Below are 17,688 nucleotides of genomic sequence, written 5' to 3'. Positions count from 1 at the left end.
ACCGAATTGCTAAACTGTAAAGCAAATGGACCGCGAAGTGGGGAGAAAACATGTCGAATGAACAACAAAACAAAATTGTAGCTTTTCCTCTATTAAAAGAACGGTTGGTTGAAAAAGCTACAGATCATATGCAGCACAAGCAATTTCAAGAAGCACTTCCTTTATTTGAGCAGGCCTACGAACTTGATAATAAGCATCATGAAATCTTGCTTGGCCTTGTTATTTGTCACGTGGAGCTCGGTGATGCAGGCATAGCTAAAGAATTATGTGAGCAAATGCTGAAAGAAGATATTGGCGATTATTATCATAATTTGCAAATGTACCTCATGGTGTTAATTCAGCTTGGTCACTATCATGAAGGATATGTCACTCTACAAGCAGTTATTCAAGAACACAAACTCCCTTCTGAACATGCTGAACAGCTTTATCAGCTGTTGGAGTTCTGCAAGAATAGAATGAATCAAGAACAAGTCATAGAAGAACAAACAGAAGAAGAACAGCTAGAGCAGTTTAAATCATTCACAGCTCTAGACAATATTCAGGATCAGCTTGAATGGGTTCATTCATTAAAAACAAAGAGAATTGAAAAGCAGCGCGTCTTTCTGGAACAGCTATTTTCATCTGAAGCTGTTCACCCTATCGTAAAAACAGTCGCTTTAAAAACAGTTATGGAAGAAGAAGTAGACATTGATTTTATGATTACTAAGTTTGGAGAGACGAAAAAAGTAAATGCGCTTCAGCTTCAACGAACAACACCGTATTTGTTTGCCGAGCAAGTAGAAGCGCAGTTGACGGAAAAGCTGGAGCATGAAAATCCTACATTGCTGCAGGTTGCCGTTGAAATATGGCAGCGTCATTTATTTATTACATTTCCGTTTTTACCGGGTGATAATGTAAAACTTTGGACAGCAGCGGTGTATGCTGTTAGTCTGATGATGCAAGGAGAAGAGTCAGATGCAGCTGTAGCAGAGGAAGACGAAAGTTTCTCCGCAGCTGAATTAAGAAAGGCAATTAAAGAGCTAAAAGAAATTGAAGAAATTTCTTTTATATAAAATGTGGTGTTTAGTTGAAACGTCATTGTTGTATGTTATAATATAATGGTTGTAAAATGCACTTAAATACGTATAGTAGAATTTCATCTTTACATTACATTCCTACTTACTTTAAAGTAATAGGGAGTTAAATAGATAATGATTGAGGGTTGAACTGATAGGCTATCTGCATTATCTAGTTTAGAAATCACTACTTAAAATGATTTTGGAGGGAAACATTCATGTCTGCAAAATGGGAAAAACAAGAAGGAAATCAAGGCGTTTTAACAGTAGAAGTTGAAGCTGCTGAGTTTGATAAAGCCTTAGATAAAGCATTCACAAAAGTTGTAAAACAAGTAAACGTACCAGGGTTCCGTAAAGGTAAAATGCCTCGTCCACTTTTCGAAAAACGTTTTGGCGTAGAATCTTTATACCAAGATGCACTAGACATCTTATTACCTGAAGCTTACAGCAATGCAATTGTTGAAGCTGGTATCGAACCGGTTGATCGTCCAGAAATCGATGTTGAAACAATCGAAAAAGGACAACCTCTAGTTTTCACTGCTAAAGTAACTGTTAAGCCTGAAGTTAAATTAGGCGAATACAAAAACTTAGAAGTAGAAAAAGTAGATACAACTGTAACAGATGAAGACGTTGAAGCTGAATTAAAAACACTTCAAGAGCGTCACGCTGAACTAGTTGTTAAAGAAGAAGGAACTGTAGCTGAAGGTGATACAGCTGTAATCGACTTTGAAGGTTTCGTTGATGGCGAAGCATTCGAAGGCGGAAAAGGCGAAAACTATTCTTTAGAAATCGGTTCTAACACATTCATCCCTGGCTTTGAAGAGCAACTAGTTGGTCTTGAAGTAGGCGCTGAAAAAGAAGTGGAAGTAACATTCCCTGAAGAGTATCACGCTGAAGAGCTAGCTGGTAAAGCTGCTAAATTCAAAGTGAAATTACACGAAATCAAATCTAAAGAACTTCCAGCTTTAGACGATGAGTTTGCAAAAGACGTAGATGAAGAAGTAGAAACTTTAGAAGCGTTAAAAGCAAAAACAAAAGAAAAATTACAAAGCGATAAAGAGAATCAAGCGGAATCAGCTCTTCGCGACACTTTAGTAGAAAAAGCTGCTGAAAACGCTGAAGTAGAAATTCCAGAAGCAATGTTCAATACTGAAATGGATCGTATGATGCAAGAATTTGAACAACGTTTACAAATGCAAGGTCTTAACCTTGAACTTTACTTCCAATTCTCAGGTCAAGATGAAAAAGCTCTTCGCGACCAAATGCGTCCGGATGCTGAAAAGCGTGTGAAAATCAACTTAACGCTAGAAGCTATTTCAAAAGCTGAAAATCTTGAAGTAAGCGAAGAAGAAGTAGAAAAAGAATTAGAAAACATGGCAGGAATGTACAACATGCCTGTCGAAGAAATTAAGAAAGTGCTTGGCAGTCTTGATAGCATTAAAGAAGACATGAAAGTACGTAAAGCAGTTGAATTTCTTGTAGAAAACAGCAAAGCTGTTGCATAATAGTAAGTAAGAAACAAGGCGCGACTTGATCGTGCCTTGTTTTATAAACTTCAATAGTTTTTTTATATCATAACCAACACCGTAGAAGCAGCTTTAACCCATTGTTTGAAATCCGTGGTTATGAAATAGGCCCAATAAGAGGACACTATATAATAGCAGATCTCCATTCTGTTATGCTCATCAACAACATATACATAAAACGTTTTAGTATCTATTCAAGAAAATGTATGGTAAAATGCAATACAAATCTTTTCATAGCGCTTTTACTATGTGATAAAGAGGGGCATTTACCTACAAATAGATGAGTTGTTCATGTTGTTGGGCTATAGCGCGGATAGAAATCAGCTTCGAGCACTTTAGTAAATACTACAAGGGGTGAAAATTATGTTTAAATTTAACGATGAAAAAGGGCAGTTAAAATGCTCATTTTGTGGTAAAACACAAGAACAAGTACGCAAGTTAGTTGCGGGTCCAGGTGTTTACATATGCGATGAATGTATTGAACTTTGCACGGAAATCGTAGAAGAAGAGTTAGGTACAGAAGAAGAAGTAGAATTTAAAGATGTACCAAAACCAAAAGAAATTCGTGACATTTTAGATGAGTATGTAATTGGTCAAGAGGATGCGAAAAAATCGTTATCCGTTGCGGTATACAACCATTACAAACGAATCAATTCAAACAGTAAAATTGATGACGTTGAGTTATCAAAAAGTAATATTGCATTAATTGGACCTACAGGAAGCGGTAAAACTTTACTAGCTCAAACATTGGCTCGTATTTTAAACGTACCGTTTGCGATTGCAGATGCAACATCTCTAACAGAAGCGGGTTATGTAGGAGAAGATGTTGAAAACATCTTATTAAAATTAATTCAATCAGCTGATTACGATGTGGAGAAAGCTGAAAAAGGTATCATCTACATCGATGAAATTGATAAAGTAGCGCGTAAGTCTGAAAACCCATCTATTACACGTGATGTATCAGGTGAAGGTGTGCAGCAGGCTCTTCTTAAAATCTTAGAAGGTACTGTAGCAAGCGTTCCTCCTCAAGGTGGACGTAAACACCCTCATCAAGAATTTATTCAAATTGATACAACAAATATCTTATTTATTTGCGGTGGTGCATTTGACGGAATCGAACCTATTATTAAGCGTCGTCTAGGTAAAAAAGTAATTGGTTTCGGTTCAGAAACAAAACAACAAGACTTTACAGAAAAAGAGTTACTAGCAAAAGTATTACCGGAAGATTTATTGAAATTTGGTTTAATTCCAGAGTTTATTGGTCGTTTACCGGTTACTGCTAGCTTAGTGCCTCTTGATGAAGAAGCGCTAGTTGAGATTTTAACAAAACCGAAAAATGCACTAGTGAAACAATATCAAAAAATGCTTGAACTTGATGACGTTGAACTTGAGTTCGAAGACGAGGCTTTAGTAGAAATTTCTAAAAAAGCTATCGAGCGTAAAACAGGTGCTCGTGGTCTACGTTCAATCATTGAAGGTATTATGTTAGATGTAATGTTTGATCTTCCTTCACGTGATGATATTACAAAATGTATTATCACAGGTGAAACTGTTCGTGATCAAGCGGCTCCTAAGTTCGTATTAGAAGACGGATCTACTATTCAAGAAGGCAGCAAAACATCAGCATAAAAAAAGCCGGGTACTCAATTTGAGTACCCGGCTTTTTTCTGGTGATGAAGCACAACTAAATTTTACTTTTTACTAGAATCCTGTTTATTCCTACTGCTGCAGGGAGATAATAACTGATAATTATCTTACTAAACTGCGCAGGAGGTTTATCTATGAACTGGACGAATATTGCCTTAATGGTCCAACTCTTTTTTGGTATCATCATTGGCTTATATTTTTGGAATTTATTACGCAATCAGCGTACGCAAAAAGTCTCAATTGACCGGGATTCAAAGAAAGAAATGGAGCAATTGCAGAAAATGAGAGCCATCTCTTTAACTGAGCCGCTTGCCGAACGTGTAAGGCCGTCTAGCTTCTCCGATATTGTCGGACAAGAGGATGGAATTCGGTCACTAAAGGCTGCCCTTTGCGGTCCTAATCCACAGCACGTGATTGTATACGGTCCGCCTGGAGTAGGAAAAACGGCAGCAGCACGTTTAGTGTTAGAAGAAGCAAAAAAAAATAAAAAATCACCTTTCAAACAATCGGCTGTATTTGTAGAGTTAGATGCAACTACGGCGCGTTTTGATGAGCGAGGCATTGCTGATCCTTTAATTGGGTCTGTTCATGATCCTATTTACCAAGGAGCAGGTGCCATGGGCCAAGCTGGAATTCCGCAGCCAAAACAAGGAGCGGTTACAGATGCACACGGGGGAATTTTATTTATTGATGAAATTGGAGAGCTCCATCCTATTCAGATGAATAAGCTGTTAAAGGTTCTAGAAGATCGAAAAGTATTTATGGAAAGCGCCTATTACAGCGAAGAAAACACACAAATCCCGACACATATTCACGATATTTTTCAAAATGGTTTGCCAGCAGACTTTCGTTTGATTGGTGCGACGACTAGAACACCTAATGAAATTCCGCCTGCCATTCGTTCCAGATGCGTAGAGGTATTTTTCCGTGAGCTTGATCGCGACGAAATTATTACAGTTGCAAAAAAAGCAGCAAATAAAGTAAGAATGGATATATCAGAAGAAGGTTTATCTCTGTTTTCTACATATGCACGCAATGGACGTGAAACGGTTAATATGATGCAAATTGCGGCTGGATTAGCGATATCAGAGGAACGAACGGATATTAAAAATGAAGATATTGAATGGATTGTTCATTCTAGTCAACTATCTCCAAGACACGATCCGAAAATTGCAGATGAGGAAAAAGTGGGACTTATTAATGGATTAGCTGTGTACGGGCCCAACTCTGGAGCACTTTTAGAAATTGAAGTCAAAGCGATTCCTGCAAAAGAGAAAGGGAACATTATTATTACGGGTATCGTTGAAGAGGAAAGTATAGGGACTCAAGGGAAGTCTATTCGTCGTAAAAGTATGGCTAAAAGCTCAATTGAAAATGTCATAACGGTTCTTCGCTCAATGGATGTTCCTGCCGATGAGTATGATATTCATGTAAACTTTCCGGGAGGCGTTCCGATTGATGGACCTTCTGCGGGTATTGCTATGGCAACAGGTATCTACTCAGCGATTTATGAAGTGCCAATTAAACATACGGTAGCAATGACAGGAGAAATTGGTCTGCACGGCAACGTAAAGCCAATTGGCGGCGTGATTCCAAAAATCAAGGCAGCAAAACAAGCAGGCGTTCAGACGGTAATTGTGCCAAAAGAAAATATGAATGCAATGGTAGAAAAGGTAAAAGGTATCGACATTATTCCTGTCCATCATTTAACAGAGGTGTTTGAACAAGCGCTATTGTCTGTGCATGAGCATGTTGCACATTTGTCGGTAGATCCAGCTATTTCAACTAGAGAATCTAGCTAATTCTATCATGATAATTAAAAATTAATGGTCAGATGAATATTCATCGCCTTTTTCGCGTATAAAACCTTTATACACAGCCAACGAAAAAGGCGTTTTTTTATGAAAAGAGCTTAAAAAGATATATTTTGCCTTTTAATTCTTTCTCATGGTACAATTAGTAATTACTATTGTTAGACATGTGTATACAAATGAGATAAAATTGTTAAAAGAATTCACACTTTACATACTTTAATTGACGAGCATTGGAGGTGTTCATTGCATGGCAGAAAAAGAAAAATTGACAATGCCGCTATTGCCTTTACGAGGTTTGATCGTCTATCCGACAATGGTGCTTCATTTAGATGTTGGGCGAGATAAATCTGTGCAAGCATTAGAAAAAGCAATGATGGATGATCACTTAGTTTGTTTAGTATCACAAAAAGATATGGGTATTGATGAACCAACAAAAGAGGATTTATATAGAACTGGGACGTTAGCAAAAATTAAACAAATGCTAAAGCTGCCGAATGGAACGATGCGTGTCTTAGTAGAAGGACTAAATCGCGTAAACGTTACAGAATTTGAAGACAGCGAAGAATATTTTGTTGTGCACGTGGAAAAGCAAAACGAAGAACATCAGGTTGATGTAGAAGATAAAGCGCTGATGCGCACGCTTTTAGACTATTTCGAACAATACATAAAACTTTCCAAAAAGGTGTCCGTTGAAACTCTTTCAACGGTAAGCGACATTGAAGAACCAGGAAGACTAGCGGATATTGTAGCCTCTCATCTACCAATAAAAATTCAGCTCAAACAAGAAATTTTAGAAATAACTGATGTGAAGGAAAGATTAAATACGATCATTTCTCATATTCAAGACGAGCAAGAAGTTCTGCAGCTGGAGAAAAAAATTGGACAGCGTGTAAAGAAATCAATGGAACGCACTCAGAAAGAGTATTATCTTCGTGAGCAAATGAAGGCGATTCAAAAAGAGCTTGGAGACAAAGAAGGAAAGACAGGAGAAGTAGCAACACTTCGCGAAAAAATTGAAGCAAGTGGGATGACGGACCATGTCAAACAAGTGGCGTTTAAAGAATTGGATCGCTATGAAAAAATTCCTGCTACCTCCGCTGAAAGCTCAGTCATTCGAAATTATATCGAGTGGTTGATTGCGCTACCTTGGACAAATGAAACGGAAGATACGCTCAATATTCATAATGCTGAACAAGTGCTGAACGATGAGCACTATGGCCTTGAAAAAGTGAAGGAACGCGTATTAGAATATCTAGCTGTGCAGCAGTTGACAAAATCTCTTAAAGGCCCTATTTTATGTTTAGCAGGACCTCCTGGCGTAGGGAAAACCTCCCTAGCCCGTTCAATTGCCACGTCTCTAGATCGTCATTTTGTACGAGTGTCTCTAGGCGGCGTGAGAGATGAGTCAGAAATCCGCGGTCATCGTCGCACGTACGTGGGAGCTATGCCTGGACGCATTATTCAAGGAATGAAAAAAGCAGGAACGATTAATCCGGTATTTCTGCTTGATGAAATCGATAAAATGTCAAATGATTTCCGTGGAGACCCGTCTTCTGCTTTGTTAGAAGTATTGGATCCTGAACAAAACCATAATTTCAGCGATCACTATATAGAAGAAACGTATGATTTATCAAAAGTGATGTTCGTGGCTACAGCCAATAACTTAGCTACGATTCCGGGGCCGCTGCGCGATCGAATGGAAATTATTCAAATTGCTGGTTACACGGAGCTGGAAAAGCTTGAAATCGCGAAGCGTCACCTATTGCTGCGCCAGCTAGAAAATCACGGATTGCAAAAGGGCAATTTGCAGATTCGTGATGACGCGTTAACAGCAATCATCCGTTTATATACGAGAGAAGCTGGTGTTCGTAACCTTGAACGCGAAATTGCTTCCATTTGTCGAAAAGCAGCTCGCATCGTAGTCTCTGGCGAGAAAAAACGCGTGGTGGTGACGGCCAAAACGCTTGAAGAATTCCTTGGTAAGCCTAGGTTCCGTTACGGACAGGCTGAGACGGAAGATCAAGTCGGCGTTGCTACAGGTCTTGCTTACACAACTGTAGGAGGAGACACGCTAGCCATTGAAGTAAGCTTGTCCCCTGGTAAAGGAAGACTAGTGCTAACCGGAAAGCTTGGAGACGTGATGAAAGAATCAGCTCAGGCAGCATTTAGCTACGTGCGTTCAAATGCAGAGAAACTAGGAATTGATGAAAAGTTTTATGAAAAACATGATATTCATATCCATGTTCCAGAAGGAGCTGTACCAAAGGATGGACCTTCTGCAGGAATTACCATTGCCACTGCTCTAGTATCAGCACTAACGGGTAAACCAGTGCGTAGAGAAGTAGGAATGACAGGAGAAATTACACTAAGAGGTCGCGTATTACCAATCGGCGGTTTAAAAGAAAAGTCACTTAGTGCACATCGTGCCGGATTAACTAAAATATTAATCCCTCATGATAATGAACGTGATATTGAAGATATCCCTGACAGTGTACAAGAGGAATTAGACATCGTTCTTGTGTCACATGTGGACCAAGTATTGGAACATGCGCTAGTAGGAGAGGTAAAATGAAAGTAACTCAAGCCGATATTGTTATCAGTGCCGTACGCCCTGAACAATATCCTAAAGAAAACCTGCCAGAGTTTGCGTTAGCAGGCCGTTCAAATGTAGGAAAATCATCTTTTATTAATAAGATGCTCAATCGCAAAAGCTTAGCGCGTACGTCGTCTAAGCCCGGAAAAACTCAAACGCTTAACTTCTTTTTAATTAATGAAATCCTTCACTTTGTAGACGTACCTGGCTACGGATTTGCAAAAGTGTCTAAAAAAGAGCGTGAAGCATGGGGGAAAATGATTGAAACGTATTTAACAAATCGTGAGCAGCTTAAAGCTGTGTTAATGATTGTTGATCTACGCCATGCCCCTTCAAAGGATGACGTTATGATGTATGAGTTTTTGAAGCACCATGACCTTCCCGTTATGGTTATTGCAACGAAAGCTGATAAAATTCCTAAAGGAAAATGGCAAAAGCACTTAAAAGTAGTGAGAGAAACGCTGGACTTAGATCCAAATGATGAATTAATTCATTTCTCATCTGAAACAGGTGAAGGAAAAGATAAAGCGTGGAAATCTTTGCAGTATCGCATGACTCACTGAACAAAGGAATAGAATCTAAAAAAATGGAACGTTTATCATCACTCTAACAGGAAGTGAGTCAAACGTTCCATTTTTTTAACTTGTTTACATAGATTACTTTCGTTTGAAAAATAATAAATATAGCCCAACTAGTAACAATAAAATAGGCCAGAAGGTTGTTAAATAATTTACGCCATCTTCAACTTTTGGCAAAAATAGTTTAAGACGGTCTGAAAACATCATTAAAATGGCAATAATTAAAAGGGTGCCGCCTTGGAAAAAGCCTGATTTGGCTTTTCTAGCACTAAGTAAAAAGCTAATGGCCACCATAAAAACGACCATGCTAATATTCGTAGGCCAAAAGGGAATTTGTTCACTTACATAGAAATGAATACCTAAAGTGATTAATATGTAGCTTGCAAGCAAGTTTGAATGATCTTGAGATAAAGCAGACTCAGTTAACAGGGCTGCTCCTATTAAAATTAACAGTACAGGCCACGTGTATACCTTTGCTGCAATGCTCATATGTAGTTCATTCAGTAAGAAAAAGATTCCAAATCCAACTAGTAAGACACCAAAAAACATTGATTGCTTTTTCATAGTAACCTCCAGGTGTTTCAAAACAGAAAACGTGATAAAACGCTGCTTTTTTGATACAATTTATTACGGAATAACAGTTAATATCTTAACACATGTTTTCAAAGACTGTTCACATTTTTTTTTCGAATGACTTATAGAACATGTTATAATAGTTAGAGATAAGGCGAAGCTTACACCTGTGTAATGTCCGCCGCTTTTTACGAATAGTAGAATAAAGAACGCCGGATTTTACGGGCAGTTATCTCACTGTAGCTCTTTGGAAATTTAGGGGTTACTGCCCGTCAAATTCGGACAAATAAGCACATTTCAATTATAGGGGGTATGTACAAATGCATATTATAGCAGTCGGCTTAAACTTTCGAACAGCCCCTGTTGAAATAAGAGAAAAGCTTAGTTTTAATGAGCAAGAACTAGCATCTGCCATGAAAACGTTAAGCGGCCAAAAAAGTATTTTGGAAAACATCATTGTTTCAACATGCAATCGTACGGAAATTTATGCTGTTGTTGATCAATTACACACGGGCCGTTATTATGTAAAAGCATTTTTAGCTGAATGGTTCGGAATAGATAAAGAAGAGTTTTCACCTTATTTAACCATCTATGAAAATGATGGAGCCATCGAACATTTATACCGAGTAGCATGTGGATTAGATTCAATGGTGATTGGTGAAACACAAATTCTTGGACAAGTGCGTTCAAGCTTTTTGCTTGCTCAAGAAGAAGAGACAATTGGAACGGTTTTTAATCAGCTGTTTAAACAAGCTGTGACATTAGCCAAAAAAGCTCATCATGAAACAGAAATTGGTGCGAATGCAGTTTCTGTCAGCTATGCAGCTGTAGAGCTTGCTAAAAAGATTTTTGGAGACTTATCATCCAAACATGTGTTGATTCTTGGTGCGGGAAAAATGGGTCAGCTTGCCGTACAGAATTTATATGGCAGCGGAGCTAAAAAAGTAACGGTAGTGAATCGAACATTTGAAAAGGCACAAGAGCTAGCAAACCGTTTTTCTGGAGAAGCGAAACCATTTGCTGATCTTCAACATGCTTTAAGCGAAGCAGATATCTTAATTAGTTCAACAGGAGCTAATGATTATGTAGTAACGAAACAAATGATGAGTGAAGCCGAGCGTACGCGTAAAGGTCGTCCATTGTTTATGGTAGACATCGCCGTTCCGCGTGACTTAGATCCAGAACTAGATGAGCTAGAGACGGTCTTTTTATATGATATCGACGATTTAAACGGGATTGTAGAATCCAATTTGCAAGAGCGTCAAAAAGCTGCGGATGAAATTGAAATTATGCTTGAAGCTGAAATTGTTGCTTTCAAGTCTTGGCTTGGTACATTAGGCGTTGTGCCTGTTATTTCTGCACTTCGTCAAAAAGCACTTGCCATTCAAGCTGAAACGATGAAAAGCATTGATCGTAAGCTCCCAGATTTATCTGAGCGTGAGCGCAAAGTTTTAAATAAACATACAAAAAGTATAATTAATCAACTTCTTCGCGATCCAATTTTACACGCGAAAGAATTGGCTGGAGAGAAACATGCTGAAGAGTCTTTAGAGCTGTTCATGAAGATTTTTAATATTGAACAGGAAGTTGCTTTGCAAAAAGAAAAAGAAGAGCAGCTTCGTACATCGATTACGTCTCATTCAGTAGCTTATCAGTCTTAAGTGAGGATTGAATAATGGTTGATATGGAATTAACCAGAATCTATGAATTGATTGTGATTTTATACGCCGCGAGCGTTTTATTATATTTTATTGATTTTGTACAAAATAACCGGAAGGCAAACTCGATAGCCTTCTGGTTACTTTCTATTGTGTGGGTTTTGCAAACAGCCTTTTTAATTTTACGAATGTTTGAGACGGGAAGGTTTCCTATTCTTACCGTTTCTGAAGGGCTGTATTTTTACGCGTGGGTGTTAATTACTCTTTCACTTGTGATTAATCGCCTGTTCCGCGTTGATTTTATGGTGTTTTTTACAAATGTGATTGGTTTCTTAATTATGGCTATTCATACGTTTGCTCCACTTGAAACATACACTGCTGTCCAGTCGGAGCGCCTTGTGTCAGAATTATTAATCATTCATATTACCATGGCTATTTTATCTTACGGCGCTTTTTCAGTCTCTTTTGTTTTCTCCGCTTTGTATCTTGTTCAGTATAATTTATTGAAAAAGAAGAAATGGGGCAAGCGCTTGCTAAGAATTGAAGATTTAACAAAGCTAGATTACATGTCCTATGTATTAATTTTAATTGGTGTACCGCTGTTATTGCTTTCGTTAATCTTAGGAATCATATGGGCTTATATTAAATACGTAGATTTTCATTGGTACGATACAAAAGTGTTAGGTTCATTTTTAATGTTTGTTGCATACAGCGCTTACTTGTATGCTAGACTGCGTAGAGGTATTCAAGGAAAGGCAATCGCAATGTGGAATATTGGATTGTTCTTAGTCTTACTTATTAATTTCTTTTTATTTGGCAGTTTATCGAATTTTCACTTTTGGGGTTCGTAATTAGGAGGACAACATGCGAAAAATTATTGTCGGCTCTCGTCGAAGCAAACTTGCGTTAACACAGACCAAGTGGGTCATTGAACAGTTAAAAAAACAAGGTCTTCCTTTTGAGTTTGAAATTAAAGAAATGGTTACAAAAGGGGACCAAATTTTAAATGTAACGCTGTCCAAAGTAGGCGGTAAAGGTCTTTTTGTAAAAGAAATTGAACAAGCCATGTTAGATGAAGAAATTGATATGGCCGTTCATAGTATGAAAGATATGCCAGCTGTTTTGCCAGAAGGATTAACGATTGGATGTATTCCTTTACGAGAAGATCATCGTGATGCGCTTATTTCAAAAAATGGTGAACGATTTGAGGAGCTACCAAGCGGTGCTGTGATTGGGACAAGCAGCTTGCGTCGAGGGGCACAGCTTCTATCTATGCGTTCAGATATCGAAATTAAATGGATTCGAGGAAATATCGACACACGCCTAGAAAAATTAAAAAATGAAGATTACGATGCAATTATCTTGGCAGCTGCAGGGTTATCTCGTATGGGCTGGTCGAGAGATACGGTCACTCAGTACCTAGAGCCGGAAATAAGCGTTCCCGCTGTAGGACAAGGAGCTTTAGCTATCGAATGCCGAGAAAATGACCATGAATTATTATCGCTTCTTCAAGCTCTAAATCATGATGAAACCGCTCGTGCTGTTAGAGCTGAACGCGTATTTTTAAAAGAGATGGAAGGCGGATGCCAAGTGCCGATTGCGGGTTATGGGCGTATATTGGACGGCGGAAACATTGAGCTAACGTCGCTAGTCGCGTCTCCTGATGGCAAAACAATTTACAAAGAGCAAATTACGGGAAAAGACCCCGTTGCTATCGGTTCAGAAGCTGCTGAGCGCTTAACATCTCAAGGAGCTAAGCTTTTAATTGACCGTGTAAAAGAGGAGCTGGACAAATAATGAGTCATGAGGCTCCTCTTTTTTTAAAAAAAGTTTTGATTACAAGAGAAGCGAAGCAGGCTCATTCATTTGCAGCACAGATTAAAAAGCTTGGAGGCATACCTTTGAGCTTACCAGTCCTCACGTTCGCACGTTCTAACAATGAAAAAGAAGTGGAAGATGTCCTGCTGTCGATTGACTGTTTTGATTGGATTGTTTTTACAAGTCAAAACGGCATTTCTTTTTTCTTTGAATGGCTAAAAGAGTTAAATATCAGTTGGAGTGCTTTAAAAAGATTAAAAGTGGCTGCGGTTGGAGAAAAAACCGCAAAATTGCTAGAAAAACACGATGTTAACGTGCAACTTGTTCCAAAAGAATACGTTGCGGAATCACTTCTTGAGTCGTTAAAAGCAAATGTGTCACATCACGAGCGAGTTCTCCTTGTACGAGGACAATTAGCCCGCTCTGTTTTAAAAGATGGGTTAAAAGAGTGTGAGGTAACGGATTTAGTTGTATATCAGACCATTCGAAATCAAGGCTCTGAACGCTTGGTTAAGCAACATGTAGAAACAGGAATTGATGCCATTACTTTTACAAGTTCTTCTACAGTTAGATTTTTTGTCGAGTCAGTTAAAGATATTCCGAATTGGCTTGAGCTTATAAATAGAACCAAAGTTGTTTGCATCGGCCCTATTACGAGTCAGACAGCGAGCGAATATGGAATTAAGCATCTTGTTCCTAACACATACACAATAAATGGTATGATAGATATGTTGGTTAGTTGTTTTGAATAATAAAGGAGGATTTTAACATGAAAGATTTACAATTTACACGTCATCGTCGTCTTCGTAATTCTGTAAATATGCGTGCGCTTGTACGTGAAACACATTTACATCCTGAAGACTTTATATATCCTATTTTTATTGTAGAAGGTGAACAAAAAAGAAATGCTGTAAAATCAATGCCAGGTGTGGATCAAATTTCTTTAGACTACTTGAATGATGAAATCCAAGAGCTAGTTGATTTAGGAATCAAGTCAGCTATGGTGTTTGGTGTTCCCGCTGAAAAAGATGCGGTCGGCTCACAGGCATACCATGACCACGGAATTGTTCAAAAAGGTATTCGTCAAATTAAAGAAAATTTTCCAGACTTTGTTGTTATCGCAGATACATGCTTATGTCAATACACAGATCATGGCCACTGTGGTGTAATTGAAGACGGAAAAATCTTAAACGATCCTAGCCTTGACTTATTAGCGCGTACAGCGGTTAGTCAAGCTAAAGCAGGAGCGGATATTATTGCGCCTTCAAACATGATGGACGGTTTCGTGGCAGCTATTCGCCACGGTCTAGACGAAGCTGGATTTGAAGATGTTCCTGTGATGTCTTATGCTGTTAAATATGCATCTGCTTTTTACGGACCATTCCGCGATGCAGCGCATTCTTCTCCTCAATTTGGAGACCGTAAAACATATCAAATGGACCCAGCTAATCGCTTAGAAGCACTTCGAGAAGCAGAATCTGATGTAGAAGAAGGAGCAGATTTCTTAATTGTAAAACCAGCTCTATCTTATTTAGATATTATGCGCGATGTGAAAAATACGTTTAATTTACCGGTAGTGGCTTATAATGTGAGCGGTGAATATTCGATGATTAAAGCGGCAGCTCAAAACGGCTGGGTAAATGAAAAAGAGATTGTTCTTGAAAAATTAATTAGCATGAAGCGTGCAGGAGCGGATTTAATTGTAACGTATCATGCTAAAGACGCAGCACGCTGGTTATCTGACAAGTAATTAAGGAGGCTTACACATGAGAAGTTATGAAAAGTCAAAAGCAGCTTTTTTAGAAGCGCAGCAATTAATGCCGGGTGGAGTAAACAGTCCTGTTCGTGCATTTAAATCAGTAGATATGGATCCTATTTTTATGGAACGAGGAAAAGGCGCTACGATTTACGATATTGACGGCAACAAATATATTGACTACGTCTTATCATGGGGACCTTTAATTCACGGACATTCCAACGATCAAGTAGTTGAAGCAGTAAAAAAAGTAACGGAATCTGGTACAAGCTTTGGTGCACCAACATTAATTGAAAATGAGCTTGCTAAGGTTGTTATTGAGCGCGTTCCTTCAATCGAAATCGTTCGTATGGTGAGTTCAGGTACGGAAGCAACGATGAGCGCACTGCGTTTAGCACGTGGCTATACGGGCCGCAACAAAATTTTAAAATTTGAAGGCTGTTACCATGGACACGGTGACTCTCTTCTAATTAAAGCTGGCTCAGGCGTTGCAACGTTAGGTCTACCAGATAGCCCAGGAGTGCCTGAAGGAATCGCTAAAAACACGATTACAGTGCCGTACAATGATCTAGAAAGCGTACAATATGCTTTTAAAGAATTCGGAGATGACATTGCCGGAGTAATCGTTGAACCGGTAGCAGGAAATATGGGTGTGGTACCGCCTCAGCCAGGTTTCTTACAAGGGCTTCGTGATATCACATCAGAATATGGCTCACTGCTCATCTTTGATGAAGTAATGACAGGGTTCCGCGTAGCGTACAACTGTGCACAGGGATACTACAACATTACGCCTGACTTAACTTGCTTAGGAAAAGTAATCGGTGGCGGTTTACCAGTAGGTGCTTACGGCGGTAAAGCTGAAATTATGGAGCGAGTTGCACCAAGCGGCCCGATTTATCAAGCAGGTACATTATCAGGTAATCCGCTTGCGATGACAGCTGGATACGAGACGTTAACGCAGCTGACACCTCAATCCTACGATGAGTTCATTCGTAAAGCAGATCGCTTAGAAGAAGGATTGATGGCAGCAGCTGAAAAATATGATGTGCCGTTTACCGTAAACCGAGCTGGTTCAATGATCGGTTTCTTCTTTACAAACGAACAGGTAATAAATTACGAAACAGCGAAAACATCGAATTTAGATTATTTTGCAGCTTACTATCGTGAAATGGCTAATGAAGGCGTGTTTTTACCTCCCTCTCAATTCGAAGGAATGTTTTTATCAACTTCTCATACAGATGCAGACATTGAACATACAATTGCAGCAGCTGAAAAAGCTTTTTCAAAGTTGCGTGGATAAACAGCTAAATAAGATTGTCTTTTATATCAAAGCTTACGGAGGATTCCGTAAGCTTTTTTAGTTTTAAAGACATATTTTAATTTATTTGTTCATACATCTTTAATGACCGCGCTATTACCTGGCGGGTGTTGGAAGGGGGAGAACAATTTGTCGCAGGATAATTTATCATGTCTGCGTTTTTCCGTAGAAGAATCAGTATGGTTTCAAAAAGGACAGGAAGTCTCACAACTTTTGTCTATCTCCTTAGAGCCTCAAGTATCTATTCAAGAATATGACCAATACGTGTCTATTCGAGGAGCATTACAATTAACAGGTGAATACGAAACGTACGAGGGAGAGCACTCGTTACGAGAATATACAAATGAGAATCAAGTGCAATCTATCTCTGTCCGTGAAGACGGAACGGCTGAATTATCACATCAATTTCCTGTTGATATTACCATTCCTAAAAATCGTATTCAAAGTATTGAAGACGTATATGTATCTATTGATTTATTTGATTATGAATTGCCAGGCACAAATCAGCTGCAGCTAATGGCAGACTTGTCCATCACAGGATTGTACGGAGAACAGCATGAAGAACGAGAAGAAGAGGAAGAGTTTTCGGAGGAACAGCATATCGTCTCCTATGAAGAAGTGGACGATGCTGAAGAGGTATATACTGAAAACGTTGCTCAAGAAGAAGAAGAACAAGAGGAACAAGAGGAACAAGAGTTTGACGTAAGCTATCGTGAAGCTCCCGCACTTTTAGAAGCAGAGGCTATTGAAGAAGAGCATTCAGAAGAGGCCCCTAGTTATTTTTCATCTGTATTTAAAAAAGAGTCTCGTGCTGAGCCGGTCGTGGAATATGAAGAGGAAGCATATGAACCATTTGAAGTCGAAGTGAAAAAAGAGGCCCCAATCGAGGAAGAAAGAGAAGACAATGTGATTGAACTGTTTCAGCTTCGTCAAGAGCAAGAAAGCTTCGAAGAATCGCAAGCTAGTGAATTGAATACGTATGCTGACGTTCAACGAGAGGCTGAGCAAGAAGAAGCTGAGCAAGAAGAGGAAAAGATTATTGTTGAATTTCGGAAAGAAGAAAATGAAAGCGGCCGAAATGAAAACGCCCTTTATTTAACAAAGCTCTTTTCGCGGGAAGAAGAAGCTTTTTCAACGTGGAAGCTTTGTATTGTTCAAGACGGAGATTCGCTTGATACGATAGCAAACCGCTATAATACGAATGTACAAAACATTTTACGAGTAAATAATTTAGAAGATGAATATGAGCTGGAAGAAGGAAGCATCTTAAATATTCCCGTTCGTTAAAGTCGGAAAGAAAACAGTTTTGACGCATATAATGTCTTAACTGTTTTCTTTATTTTTTACGAGGA

The 17,688-nt window shown here is 38.8% G+C and carries 14 protein-coding genes; 13 read left to right on the top strand and 1 reads right to left on the bottom strand.

Going from position 1 to position 17,688, the window contains the following annotated elements:
* Window positions 1-50: 50 nt before the first annotated feature.
* The 6 genes from AC1D0Y_RS04620 to yihA all read left to right on the top strand — a co-directional run bounded on the left by AC1D0Y_RS04620 (window position 51) and on the right by yihA (window position 9,198).
* Window positions 51-1,052, top strand: a complete 1,002-nt coding sequence (locus tag AC1D0Y_RS04620) for a tetratricopeptide repeat protein (RefSeq protein WP_241096601.1) — start codon at window positions 51-53, stop codon at window positions 1,050-1,052.
* Between the two features lie 221 nt (window positions 1,053-1,273).
* The gene (gene tig, locus AC1D0Y_RS04615; protein WP_016765666.1) at window positions 1,274-2,560 is read left to right on the top strand and encodes a trigger factor; all 1,287 of its coding nucleotides are present in this window, start codon (window positions 1,274-1,276) and stop codon (window positions 2,558-2,560) included.
* 384 nt (window positions 2,561-2,944) lie between these two features.
* Entirely contained in the window at window positions 2,945-4,210 is a 1,266-nt protein-coding gene (gene clpX / locus AC1D0Y_RS04610) for an ATP-dependent protease ATP-binding subunit ClpX (RefSeq protein ID WP_013059367.1), read from the top strand.
* 152 nt (window positions 4,211-4,362) lie between these two features.
* Entirely contained in the window at window positions 4,363-6,030 is a 1,668-nt protein-coding gene (lonB, locus tag AC1D0Y_RS04605) for an ATP-dependent protease LonB (RefSeq protein ID WP_013085136.1), read from the top strand.
* Between the two features lie 259 nt (window positions 6,031-6,289).
* A complete protein-coding gene (gene lon, locus AC1D0Y_RS04600; protein ID WP_028410554.1) occupies window positions 6,290-8,614 on the top strand; it encodes an endopeptidase La in 2,325 nt (774 codons plus the stop codon).
* Window positions 8,611-9,198 carry a ribosome biogenesis GTP-binding protein YihA/YsxC gene (gene yihA, locus AC1D0Y_RS04595; RefSeq protein ID WP_013059364.1) on the top strand — a complete coding sequence of 196 codons (588 nt, stop codon included), beginning with the start codon at window positions 8,611-8,613 and terminating at the stop codon, window positions 9,196-9,198. Before lon ends, yihA begins: the two co-directional genes overlap by 4 nt.
* 93 nt (window positions 9,199-9,291) lie before the next feature.
* Here yihA and AC1D0Y_RS04590 read toward each other — a convergent pair whose 3' ends face one another.
* Entirely contained in the window at window positions 9,292-9,777 is a 486-nt protein-coding gene (locus AC1D0Y_RS04590) for a LiaF transmembrane domain-containing protein (RefSeq protein ID WP_013059363.1), read from the bottom strand.
* A gap of 329 nt (window positions 9,778-10,106) precedes the next feature.
* On the opposite strand from AC1D0Y_RS04590, the gene hemA reads away from it, so the two are divergent.
* The 7 genes from hemA to spoVID all read left to right on the top strand — a co-directional run bounded on the left by hemA (window position 10,107) and on the right by spoVID (window position 17,623).
* Window positions 10,107-11,447 carry a glutamyl-tRNA reductase gene (gene hemA, locus AC1D0Y_RS04585; protein ID WP_028410555.1) on the top strand — a complete coding sequence of 447 codons (1,341 nt, stop codon included), beginning with the start codon at window positions 10,107-10,109 and terminating at the stop codon, window positions 11,445-11,447.
* Between the two features lie 14 nt (window positions 11,448-11,461).
* Entirely contained in the window at window positions 11,462-12,295 is an 834-nt protein-coding gene (locus AC1D0Y_RS04580; RefSeq protein WP_025750612.1) for a cytochrome C assembly family protein, read from the top strand.
* Window positions 12,296-12,308: 13 nt separating this feature from the next.
* Window positions 12,309-13,241, top strand: coding sequence for a hydroxymethylbilane synthase (gene hemC / locus AC1D0Y_RS04575; RefSeq protein WP_016765662.1), 933 nt, complete (start codon window positions 12,309-12,311; stop codon window positions 13,239-13,241).
* The gene (locus tag AC1D0Y_RS04570; RefSeq protein ID WP_028410556.1) at window positions 13,241-14,014 is read left to right on the top strand and encodes a uroporphyrinogen-III synthase; all 774 of its coding nucleotides are present in this window, start codon (window positions 13,241-13,243) and stop codon (window positions 14,012-14,014) included. The genes hemC and AC1D0Y_RS04570 overlap by 1 nt, the downstream gene beginning before the upstream one ends.
* Window positions 14,015-14,031: 17 nt before the next feature.
* On the top strand, window positions 14,032-15,012 hold the full coding sequence (gene hemB, locus AC1D0Y_RS04565) for a porphobilinogen synthase (RefSeq protein WP_014458109.1): 981 nt from the start codon (window positions 14,032-14,034) through the stop codon (window positions 15,010-15,012).
* A 16-nt stretch (window positions 15,013-15,028) separates the two neighbouring features.
* Window positions 15,029-16,318, top strand: coding sequence for a glutamate-1-semialdehyde 2,1-aminomutase (hemL, locus tag AC1D0Y_RS04560; RefSeq protein WP_013059357.1), 1,290 nt, complete (start codon window positions 15,029-15,031; stop codon window positions 16,316-16,318).
* A gap of 147 nt (window positions 16,319-16,465) precedes the next feature.
* On the top strand, window positions 16,466-17,623 hold the full coding sequence (gene spoVID / locus AC1D0Y_RS04555; protein ID WP_098965617.1) for a stage VI sporulation protein D: 1,158 nt from the start codon (window positions 16,466-16,468) through the stop codon (window positions 17,621-17,623).
* The last annotated feature ends 65 nt before the right edge of the window (window positions 17,624-17,688 follow it).

Source organism: Priestia sp. P1_B12_1 (genome assembly GCF_056406695.1).
Note: the sequence above shows the minus strand (reverse complement) of the source record. Positions and strands in the feature narration are given on the sequence as shown.

Bases quoted from the DNA above. Each gene is read 5' to 3' on its own strand.
- AC1D0Y_RS04620 (WP_241096601.1), top strand. From the start codon at position 51: ATGTCGAATGAACAACAAAACAAAATTGTAGCTTTTCCTCTATTAAAA.
- tig (WP_016765666.1), top strand. From the start codon at position 1,274: ATGTCTGCAAAATGGGAAAAACAAGAAGGAAATCAAGGCGTTTTAACA.
- clpX (WP_013059367.1), top strand. From the start codon at position 2,945: ATGTTTAAATTTAACGATGAAAAAGGGCAGTTAAAATGCTCATTTTGT.
- lonB (WP_013085136.1), top strand. From the start codon at position 4,363: ATGAACTGGACGAATATTGCCTTAATGGTCCAACTCTTTTTTGGTATC.
- lon (WP_028410554.1), top strand. From the start codon at position 6,290: ATGGCAGAAAAAGAAAAATTGACAATGCCGCTATTGCCTTTACGAGGT.
- yihA (WP_013059364.1), top strand. From the start codon at position 8,611: ATGAAAGTAACTCAAGCCGATATTGTTATCAGTGCCGTACGCCCTGAA.
- AC1D0Y_RS04590 (WP_013059363.1), bottom strand. From the start codon at position 9,777: ATGAAAAAGCAATCAATGTTTTTTGGTGTCTTACTAGTTGGATTTGGA.
- hemA (WP_028410555.1), top strand. From the start codon at position 10,107: ATGCATATTATAGCAGTCGGCTTAAACTTTCGAACAGCCCCTGTTGAA.
- AC1D0Y_RS04580 (WP_025750612.1), top strand. From the start codon at position 11,462: ATGGTTGATATGGAATTAACCAGAATCTATGAATTGATTGTGATTTTA.
- hemC (WP_016765662.1), top strand. From the start codon at position 12,309: ATGCGAAAAATTATTGTCGGCTCTCGTCGAAGCAAACTTGCGTTAACA.
- AC1D0Y_RS04570 (WP_028410556.1), top strand. From the start codon at position 13,241: ATGAGTCATGAGGCTCCTCTTTTTTTAAAAAAAGTTTTGATTACAAGA.
- hemB (WP_014458109.1), top strand. From the start codon at position 14,032: ATGAAAGATTTACAATTTACACGTCATCGTCGTCTTCGTAATTCTGTA.
- hemL (WP_013059357.1), top strand. From the start codon at position 15,029: ATGAGAAGTTATGAAAAGTCAAAAGCAGCTTTTTTAGAAGCGCAGCAA.